Raw genomic sequence first — 6,492 nt, 5'->3', positions numbered from 1 at the left:
GAGCGCAAAGGACGACTCGTGGCCCACAATAACCGCCGAACCGGCAGCATTACCATACCAATACTGCCCGGAGCGCAAAGGACGACTCGTGGCCCGCAATAACCGCGCCGACCTGCGCCTGGACGCCCCCAAGGGCCTGCGGACGAGCAACATCGTTGGGCTGAATCGGAGCGGACACAGTCGGGACCGGTTCGGACGCTTCACCGAGGCGATCGCCCGCGGCATGGGCACCCCGTGGTTTCTGCTCGGGCTCACCCTGTTCGCCGTCGCCTGGATCTCCTGGAACACCCTCGCTCCGGTGGACTGGCGCTTCGACTCCGTCGCACTCGGGTTCATCGCGCTGACCCTGGTTTTGTCGATGCAGGCGTCCTATGCCGCGCCGATGATCCTGCTCGCTCAGAACCGGCAGGACGACCGCGACCGGGTGCAGTTCGAACAGGACCGGCAGCGGGCCGAACGCACCCTCGCCGACACCGAGTACCTCGCCCGCGAGGTCGTGGCCCTGCGCATCGCGATCAAGGACATGGCCTCGAAGGATTTCATTCGCGCCGAATTGCGTGCGTTGCTCGAACACCTGGATGAGCGCAGTCACCTGGATGAACCCACAGGCTCCGACATCACCAACGAAAGCCGCCCCACCGCATGACTCCTGCCCCACTGAGTTCAACGCCCGACAGCATCCGCGCCCGCGTGTTCACCGCCCTGGCCCGGGTGACCGACCCGGAGATTCGCAAACCCATCACCGACCTCGACATGGTGTCGGGGGTGACGGTGAGCGAGACCGGGCGGGTGAGCGTCGGCATCCGCTTGACCATTGCTGGTTGTCCGGCCGCAGCGCGCATTGAGAGCGACGTTCTGGCCGCCGCCGAGTCGGTGGCTGGGGTCGGCCTGGCGAGCGTCGCGGTGGCGATCATGACCCGCGAGCAGCGCACCGCGCTCACCGAGAAGCTGCGCGGCGGCCAGGTGGAGCGCAGCGTGCAGTTCGGCCCGGAGTCACTCACCCGCGTCTACGCGATCACGAGCGGCAAGGGCGGCGTGGGCAAGTCCACCGTCACCGCGAACCTGGCGGTGGCCCTGGCCGGCGAAGGACTGCGGGTGGGCATCGTGGATGCCGACGTACACGGCTTCAGCATTCCCGGCCTGCTCGGCCTCGTGCACGACGGGCTCGCGGTGAAACCGACCCAGGTCGGCGATATGATTCTGCCGCCGATCGCGCACGACGTGAAGGTCATCTCGATCGGCATGTTCATCGATGACAAGTCGGCCGCGGTCGCGTGGCGCGGCCCGATGCTGCACCGCACGATCAAGCAGTTTCTCACCGACGTGTACTTCGGCGACCTCGACGTGCTGCTGCTCGACCTACCGCCAGGAACCGGCGACGTCGCCATCACGGTCGGCCAGCTGCTCCCCCACGCCGAGGTCATCGTTGTCACCACCCCGCAGGCGGCGGCCGCCGATGTGGCGGAACGCAGCGGAATCGTGGCCCGCCAGACCGGGCAAAGCGTCTACGGGGTGATCGAGAACATGTCCGCCCTGGTGCAGCCCGACGGCAGCCTGCTCGAACTGTTCGGTTCCGGCGGCGGCGCCGAAGTGGCCAGGCGGCTCTCAGTCGGTCAGGAGACACCGGCACCGGTGCTCGCGCAGGTTCCGCTCAGCCTGGCCCTGCGCACCGGCGGCGACGACGGACTGCCGGTTGTGCTCGGCGCGCCCGACGACCCCGCAGCCCGCGCCATTTTGGCGCTGGCCCACAGCATGAAAACCCGTGCGCGTGGCCTGGCCGGCCTCAGCCTCGGGCTCACGCCGCGTTAGCGCCTACTCTTTCGGCTTGACCAGCGTCGCCGCGTGGTCGGGAACCTGGTGGTTCTCCTCGCGCGGCGGCCGCTCGTAGTCGGAGTCCGGCGGACGCGGCGGAATGTGCACCTTCGGCGGGTCGATCTTCTCGTACGGCACGAGCGAGAGCAGATGGCTGATCACGTTCAGCCGGGACGAACGCTTGTCTTCACTCTCCACCACCCACCAGGGCGCTTCGGCGATGTCTGTGTGCACGAACATCTCGTCTTTCGCCTTGGAATAATCGACCCATTTAGTGATCGACAGCACGTCGGTTTCGGAGAGCTTCCAGCGCCGCATCGGGTCGTTCAGGCGTGACCGAAAACGTCGTTCCTGCTCCAGGTCAGACACCGAGAACCAGTACTTGACCAGCAGGATTCCGTCTTCGACCAGCATCCGCTCGAACAACGGTGCCTGGTGCAGAAACCGGCGATATTCGTCACTCGTGCAGTAGCCCATGACCCGTTCGACGCCGGCCCGGTTGTACCAGGAGCGGTCCATCAGCACGATCTCGCCGGTCGATGGCAGGTGCTCGATGTACCGCTGAAAATACCACTGGCCGCGCTGGCGTTCGGTGGGCATCGGCAGGGCGACGATGCGTGCGACGCGGGGGTTCAGGTATTCGGTGATGCGCTTGATCGCCGAGCCCTTACCCGCGGCATCGCGGCCCTCGAATATCACCACGACACGGGCACCGGATGCCTTCACCCACTGCTGCATCGTGACCAGTTCGGCCTGCAGGCGGGCCAGTTCGGCCTCGTAGACCTTCTTCTTGACGCGCAGAATGGTTGTAGGCGTTTTCGACATCGAGACTCCGTCAGACCGGAACTACGTGGCTTCAGTATCGAACGGGGCCGGTTCGAGCGCGGCCAGGGCCGCTTCCCGTGCCCGCTTACGTTTCAGGTATGCACCCTCCGGGTTGGGTTCGGCGCGAGAAATCGTTGCGGACTGTTCCTTGAACGGGTCTTCGTCGGCGAGGGCTTCCCGGATGATGCGACGCGGGTCATACTGGCGCGGGTCCAGTTTTTTCCAGTCCAGATCGTCGAACTCCGGACCCATTTCATCGCGCATGCGGTCTTTGGCCCCGTTGGCCATATCGCGCAACTGGCGCACGAGGCGAGCGAGCTGCGCGGCGTAGTGCGGTAGTTTGTCGGGGCCGAGCAAGAAGACAGCGATGATCCCGATCAGAAGAATCTTCTCGAACGTCAGCCCAAACATGTCCTTAGAGTAACTGCCCGGCGAGGCATCCACAGACCACACGCGCCCCGGCCCTAGTCTTGACCTAATCATCTACTGGAGTTATTTGTGTCTGACATTGAACTGAACTGGAAATTCTCCGACGACTGTGTCGTGGAGTCCGAAGCTATCGCCAAGGCGCGCCAGCAATCCCTCGAGTTGGGGATCGATGCCATTCCGCCCTCGGTGGGGGCGCAATCGGCCGTTCTGGCGGCGGCCACCGGGGCACGCAGCATCCTCGAGGTCGGTACCGGGGCCGGAGTCTCGGGGATCTGGCTGCTGACCGGAGCTCCCGGCGCAACTCTCACCTCGATTGATACCGAGGTCGACCACCTGCAGCACGCGAAGGCGAACTTCATCGAAGCGAAAATTCCGGCGAACCGGGTGCGCCTCATCACGGGCAAGGCCGGCGAGGTTCTGCCCCGCATGAACGAGAATTCTTACGACATTGTGTTTATTGACGCCGACCCACAGTCGGTCATCGAGTACGTCGAACACGGACTGCGCCTGGCCCGTCCGGGCGGCACGGTGCTCGTCGCGCACGCGCTGTGGCGCGGACGGGTGGCCGACCCGGCTCAGCGCGACGATGTCGCGACCGGGTTTCGCACTCTGCTGACCGAGATCGCCGCATCGAGCGCTGTGATCAGCGCGCTGTCCCCGGTCGGCGACGGGCTGCTGCAGATCACCAAGCTGCGCGCCTAGAACGTTCCCAGATACACCAGAACGGCCACGCAATACCTGCGTGGCCGTTCTGCTGTATTAACTATAGGAACACGAGGCTACTTCGCCGCAGCGACAACCCCGGCAAGTGCATCGTGAAGTTCCTTGGCCTCGGCGTCGTTGACGGAGACAACGAGCCGACCCCCACCCTCGAGCGGTACACGCACGATGATCAGGCGCCCCTCTTTTACAGCCTCCATTGGACCGTCTCCGGTACGTGGCTTCATGGCCGCCATGAACTCCCCTTCCATTCGTCTTTGTATACCCATTATCGACTATCTCGGCCCGAGACGTAAATTAGGGTCGGACTCAGTGTCAAATCAGGCTTCTTACGGCGGAGTCCAGTCGTAACCATCCACGCCCCAGCAGATCAGCAGCCAGCCCCACTGGCCGGCCACGAAGAGCAGAACGATCGACACTCGATAGATGCGGCTGCGCGGTAGCGCGGCCGCACCGAGCAAGGGAAACATCGGCATGAGCAGCCGGAACGTGCTCGATTGCGGAAAGAATACGGCGAGCAGGTACAGCCCGTAACTGGCCACCCACAGCCGCAGATCCACGCCGAGCCGCCGTACTGCGGGCGTGAACAGCAGCACGGCGAAGGTCAAGATGAGGGCGGTCACCACCGCGATGCCCCACGGGCTACCGAGCCACCAGACGCCGCCCTGGAACCAGGCCGTGAACGGAACCAGTTCCACGTAGCCGATGTACGGTGCCCGCCACGCCAACTCGGTGTCGGTGTAGGCCATCAGGTCGTCGGTGGCGGCCCAGGCCGCGATCGGCCAGGCCAGTCCCATCAGCGCGCTGAAGACGGCAACGGAGGCCGCCAGCATCCGCTCGGCGACGGAAAACGGGTCGCGGCGGCGCGTGACGAAGCGGTAGATCACGTGCAGCCCGAGGGCGAGGGCAAATGCGAGTCCGCTCGGCCGGGTGAGGGCCATCACCGCGATCACCGGGAACAGCAGCCAGTAGCGGCGCTCGAGCAGCAGGTAGAGGGCGAGGGTAAGAAAGAACAGGTACATCGACTCGGCGTAGGCGAACTGCAGAATCGGCGACAGCGGGGCAACGCAGAACAGCACCACCGAGAACAGGGCGGTCGCCGGCGACTGCACCCGCGCCATGAGGCGGTAGAACAGCAGGGCGGTGCCGAGACTGAAACCGACCGACACGAACACCGCCACCGGCGCCCACGGAAAATTGGTCAGTTCCATGATCAGCCGGGCCACCACCGGATAGCCCGGCATGAACGCCCAGGCATTCTCGCCGATCTGTCCCCCATCGGTGAGCGGCAGCACGCTGGGATAACCGACCGCCGCGACGATGTTGTACCAGCGACCGTCCCACATGGTCGCGAAATCGGTGTATTTCGGGCTGGCACCGGTCCACGCGTTGGGGCCCTGTACGCTCGCCAGCACCAGGATGAGGCTTGTCGTGACCAGGCGTGACAGCGCCCAGACCACGACGACCTTGCCCCACCACGGGGTCAGCCGGTAGCGGGCGTGCCAGGCCGCTGGCAGCCGCCGGGCGCGCGACCGGGGCGCGGTCTGCCTGCGGGGGCGGAGCATCCGCTCAGTCATTGTTCTGTCGCTGCGTTAACGAACGGATGCGCTCAGCCAGGCGCGCAGGCCGTTCTCGCAGGCCGTGATCTCGGCCACGGCGACGCGTTCGTCGTCGGCGTGCGCCTTGAGCGGGTCGCCGGGACCGTAGTTGACGGCCGGAACGCCGAGCGCGGAGAAGCGGGCGACGTCGGTCCAGCCGTACTTGGGCGTAGCGACACCGCCGACAGCGTTCAGGAATTCGCGGGCGAGCGGGGCGTCGAGGCCGGGCCGGGCGCCCTCGGCACGGTCGACCACGGTGAGGTCGTAGCCGGCGAACAACTCACGCAAGTGGGCGACGGCTTCGTCGGCGCTGCGGCTGGGGGCGAAACGGTAGTTGACGTGCACCATGCACTCGTCGGGGATGATGTTGCCGGCGACGCCGCCGGTAATGCCGACCGCGTTCAGCCCTTCGCGGTAGACCAGGCCCTCAACCTCGACCTCGCGGGCTTGGTAGCCGGCCAGAATGTTGAGAATCGGGGCGGCCTTGTGAATGGCATTCTCGCCGACCCAGCTGCGCGCCGAGTGCGAGCGCAGGCCGAACGTGCGAACTTCGACGCGCAGGTTGCCGTTGCAGCCGCCCTCGATCTGGCTTCGGGTCGGTTCGCCGAGAATCGCGAAATCGCCGATAAACAGGTCGGGCCGGTTGCGGGCGAGCCGGCCGAGGCCGTTGAGCTCGTCGGAGACCTCTTCGTGGTCGTACCACATCCAGGTCACGTCGACCCCGGGTTCGGTCAGTTCGGCGGCGAGCTTCAGCTGTACGGCCACGCCGGCCTTCATGTCGACGGTGCCGCGGCCCCAGAGGTAGTCGGTGCCGTCGATGGTCTCGTAGCGGGTGGGCAGGTTGTCGTTGAGCGGCACTGTGTCGATGTGGCCGGCGATGACGACGCGCTGCGCACGATTCAGGTTGGTGCGGGCGACGACGGTGTCGCCGTCGCGAATGATCTCGAGGTGGTCGAAACCGTGAAGCGCCGCCACGATCGCGTCGGCGAGGGCAGTCTCATTGCCCGACACCGACTCCAGGTCGCAGATTTGTCTAGTCAGTTCGATTGACGTCGCTGTCAGGTCGAGCACGGTGGTTTTTGCTGGGGCCGGAAGTCTAGAAGTCACC

8 protein-coding genes are annotated in these 6,492 nt (G+C 65.5%); 3 read left to right on the top strand and 5 right to left on the bottom strand.

From position 1 onward, the window contains the following. Window positions 1-88 precede the first annotated feature (88 nt). Entirely contained in the window at window positions 89-646 is a 558-nt protein-coding gene (locus tag BLS91_RS11105; protein ID WP_092340766.1) for a DUF1003 domain-containing protein, read from the top strand. Next, a complete protein-coding gene (locus BLS91_RS11100) occupies window positions 643-1,809 on the top strand; it encodes an Mrp/NBP35 family ATP-binding protein (RefSeq protein ID WP_092340765.1) in 1,167 nt (388 codons plus the stop codon). Before BLS91_RS11105 ends, BLS91_RS11100 begins: the two co-directional genes overlap by 4 nt. Before the next feature lie 3 nt (window positions 1,810-1,812). Here the strand turns inward: BLS91_RS11100 and ppk2 are convergent, their stop codons facing one another. Both ppk2 and BLS91_RS11090 read right to left on the bottom strand, forming a co-directional pair. Beyond that, entirely contained in the window at window positions 1,813-2,637 is an 825-nt protein-coding gene (gene ppk2 / locus BLS91_RS11095; protein WP_092340764.1) for a polyphosphate kinase 2, read from the bottom strand. Window positions 2,638-2,658: 21 nt separating this feature from the next. Further along, window positions 2,659-3,048 carry a sec-independent translocase gene (locus BLS91_RS11090; protein ID WP_092340763.1) on the bottom strand — a complete coding sequence of 130 codons (390 nt, stop codon included), beginning with the start codon at window positions 3,046-3,048 and terminating at the stop codon, window positions 2,659-2,661. A gap of 87 nt (window positions 3,049-3,135) precedes the next feature. On the opposite strand from BLS91_RS11090, the gene BLS91_RS11085 reads away from it, so the two are divergent. After that, entirely contained in the window at window positions 3,136-3,768 is a 633-nt protein-coding gene (locus tag BLS91_RS11085; RefSeq protein ID WP_092340762.1) for an O-methyltransferase, read from the top strand. A 77-nt stretch (window positions 3,769-3,845) separates the two neighbouring features. On the opposite strand, the gene BLS91_RS11080 is transcribed toward BLS91_RS11085, so the two are convergent. From BLS91_RS11080 to dapE, 3 genes are all read right to left on the bottom strand, one after another. Beyond that, entirely contained in the window at window positions 3,846-4,022 is a 177-nt protein-coding gene (locus BLS91_RS11080; protein ID WP_092108645.1) for a DUF3117 domain-containing protein, read from the bottom strand. 93 nt (window positions 4,023-4,115) lie between these two features. Beyond that, window positions 4,116-5,351: a hypothetical protein gene (locus tag BLS91_RS11075; protein WP_233197401.1), complete on the bottom strand. Its 1,236-nt coding sequence runs from the start codon at window positions 5,349-5,351 to the stop codon at window positions 4,116-4,118. A gap of 27 nt (window positions 5,352-5,378) precedes the next feature. Further along, window positions 5,379-6,491, bottom strand: coding sequence for a succinyl-diaminopimelate desuccinylase (dapE, locus tag BLS91_RS11070; RefSeq protein ID WP_233206153.1), 1,113 nt, complete (start codon window positions 6,489-6,491; stop codon window positions 5,379-5,381). Between the last annotated feature and the right edge of the window lies 1 nt (window position 6,492).

It is taken from the genome of Cryobacterium flavum (assembly GCF_900103805.1).
Taxonomy (GTDB): domain Bacteria; phylum Actinomycetota; class Actinomycetes; order Actinomycetales; family Microbacteriaceae; genus Cryobacterium; species Cryobacterium flavum.
Note: the sequence above shows the minus strand (reverse complement) of the source record. Positions and strands in the feature narration are given on the sequence as shown.

Excerpts from the sequence above, each read along its gene's own strand:
- BLS91_RS11100 (WP_092340765.1), top strand. The coding sequence starts at position 643 with ATGACTCCTGCCCCACTGAGTTCAACGCCCGACAGCATCCGCGCCCGC.
- ppk2 (WP_092340764.1), bottom strand. The coding sequence starts at position 2,637 with ATGTCGAAAACGCCTACAACCATTCTGCGCGTCAAGAAGAAGGTCTAC.
- BLS91_RS11090 (WP_092340763.1), bottom strand. The coding sequence starts at position 3,048 with ATGTTTGGGCTGACGTTCGAGAAGATTCTTCTGATCGGGATCATCGCT.
- BLS91_RS11080 (WP_092108645.1), bottom strand. The coding sequence starts at position 4,022 with ATGGCGGCCATGAAGCCACGTACCGGAGACGGTCCAATGGAGGCTGTA.
- BLS91_RS11075 (WP_233197401.1), bottom strand. The coding sequence starts at position 5,351 with ATGCTCCGCCCCCGCAGGCAGACCGCGCCCCGGTCGCGCGCCCGGCGG.